This window comes from Duncaniella muricolitica (assembly GCF_910574735.1).
GTDB lineage: Bacteria > Bacteroidota > Bacteroidia > Bacteroidales > Muribaculaceae > Duncaniella > Duncaniella muricolitica.
In genome coordinates this window covers 1-2,145 of sequence record NZ_CAJTCF010000153.1, presented here as the reverse complement: position 1 = coordinate 2,145, position 2,145 = coordinate 1, and the positions used below count along the sequence as shown (strand labels likewise).

Annotated in this window: 1 protein-coding gene and 1 pseudogene; both read right to left on the bottom strand. The window is 45.7% G+C overall.

Annotated elements, in window-relative coordinates; all coding sequences use genetic code 11:
• Positions 1-112: 112 nt before the first annotated feature.
• Positions 113-802, bottom strand: a pseudogene (locus tag QGT73_RS17225) (YWFCY domain-containing protein); the annotation flags it as partial.
• Positions 803-817: 15 nt separating this feature from the next.
• The gene (gene mobB, locus QGT73_RS17220) at positions 818-2,068 is read right to left on the bottom strand and encodes a conjugal transfer protein MobB (protein WP_068960680.1); all 1,251 of its coding nucleotides are present in this window, start codon (positions 2,066-2,068) and stop codon (positions 818-820) included.
• Positions 2,069-2,145: the final 77 nt, after the last annotated feature.

Here is a 2,145-nt window from a genome sequence, read left to right as displayed (position 1 = left end):
CCCTGCCGTCTTTCGTTGGACAGATAAGTCGGTGATGATAGGTCATTTTCAAAGAACACTTGCCTAATCCTTGCCAAAGGGACTATTAAGACACTACCTTGACTGGCGCACCATAGACATAAAGCGAGTACCCTTTCTCAATCATCTGTTTTATGAAGTTATTGACAACGGCGTATGACTTACCGGAACCGGGAGTGCCGAGTACGATTGTCGCTCTGAAAGGATTGACAATGTTTATCCACCCCTCGTTCCACCGTTTTTTGTAGTAGAATTTTGTGGGAAGGTTTATGGAATAGTCATTCGTAAGCAGGCGTGTTTCCTGCTGAAATGATTCATTCTCATCGTTGAAACGGTCGTCCATCATGTTATTTTTCAACATTCGGCTCATCCATATTCCTCCCAAAAGGAGGCAAACATATCCGGCAACTGTGGTCACGATGTAAGTAATTTGCCAACCTAAACTCATCATCCACCAGTTTAGAAGAAACAGGACACCACCAATGCCAATGATTATCCAAATCTGCCGCCACTTGATTTTCTCATCCTTGACACCTTTTGTTCCGAAACAAGAGAGAGCCAACAATAGAAGGGCCCACCATTTGGCGTTCCATAGATTGTTGTAAAGACCTCCTGCTTCATTCAGACCGTTCAGAATTTTCATAGTCTGGGCATGGAATACCCAATCACCGATAAGGTTATGGCAGTACCAATAAATTTGTGTGACCACAACGAGGATGCTAAGGCCACGGATTAAATCCATGATTTTAGCCAATGCCCGCAGGTCGTCCTCTTGCTGAGACATTTTTATATACAATATTTAGAATTTCGGTCGTTGACCGCGCTTCTTCCGCTTCATGCGGCGTTTGAAATCCTCCTCATCAGCGTCAACTGTCGGACTGAGCTGAAACAGATCAAGACCGGGGAGTGAGTAATCATAGTCGTTACCGCTATCCTGAGGCTGTTGAGTAGGAGCCGAGTTGGTTGATGTCTGCTGCTCTTGATTTGTTTCATTATCCGGATTTGTCGGTTCAACAATATCAGGAGTCCGGCTAACCTCATTATCTCCGGAGAATCGTTCATTAAGAGCATTGGCGGCAAATTCCCTGCCAAGGCGAGAGCCATTCAGTACGGTATGCGTATCATGGTCTATGAATGTTGCGCCATAGATTCGACCCTCATCGGTATATCTCAATACAAGGTCGATGTTGCGCTCTTTCAGTGTAGCAATAAATTCTTCCTTACTGTGAGATTCATTCAGGGACTGAGCAACTCGCCTTCTTGTCTTTGCAACTGCCTCATGAGTTATATTCTGTTCGGAACGGTTGATTTTTTCGTGGACTGCATTAAGGCTTGAGAACTTACCGAGGCGTGAAGCCTTGAACGGGTTGCCAATCTTTCTTCCGTTTTCATCCAGCACGGAATAAACTAACCCATGATACTCCCTGCCATTAACTCTGCCGTTGGTTTCTTCTGAGGTCAAACCATAGAGCGACAACACAGCGTTGTATTCTCCCATTGTCTGAAATGAGTAACGGCTCATTATGAGCTTGACGGTGTTGGCAACCTGACGCTTTACATCACCGGCATTACAGTCAACTTTCTTTAATGGAGTATCCGGATTCAAACGCTGACGCTCTGCCTTACGGAGATTATATTTCTCCTCAATTTCGGTAGTTGCCTTTTTACTTCGCCGATGGATAAAATCCATGTTGAGTCGCTTTCCCTGTTCATCTACATTGACCGTCACGATATGGATATGGTGTCGTTCAATATCAGTGTGCTTATAAATTATGTAGGGCTGCTCACCGAATCCGAGTTTGTTGAGATACTCGCGGGCAATGTTAGCGAGGTCAGAATCAGACAGAACATCATCAGGATGCGGATTGAGGGAGATATGGAGAACCGGTTTCTTTGTGCGTCCGGCCTTCGGCATATAATTTTTGAAATCCTCCACCATTTCCGAAATGCCGATTTTTCCGTCAGGTGGCACATAAATCTTGTTAGTAGAGAGTACGCGACCCTCCTCCTTGTTGATTTGTAGGCTCGACACCGGGGCGCCTTGCCGCATTTCTGCGGTAGGTTTCCCCGAGTCTGCCCCCGAACCGGACTTACACCTTTCAGCGTATCCGGCTCTCCATTGGTATA

Bases quoted from the DNA above. Each gene is read 5' to 3' on its own strand.
- mobB (WP_068960680.1), bottom strand. From the start codon at position 2,068: ATGCGGCAAGGCGCCCCGGTGTCGAGCCTACAAATCAACAAGGAGGAG.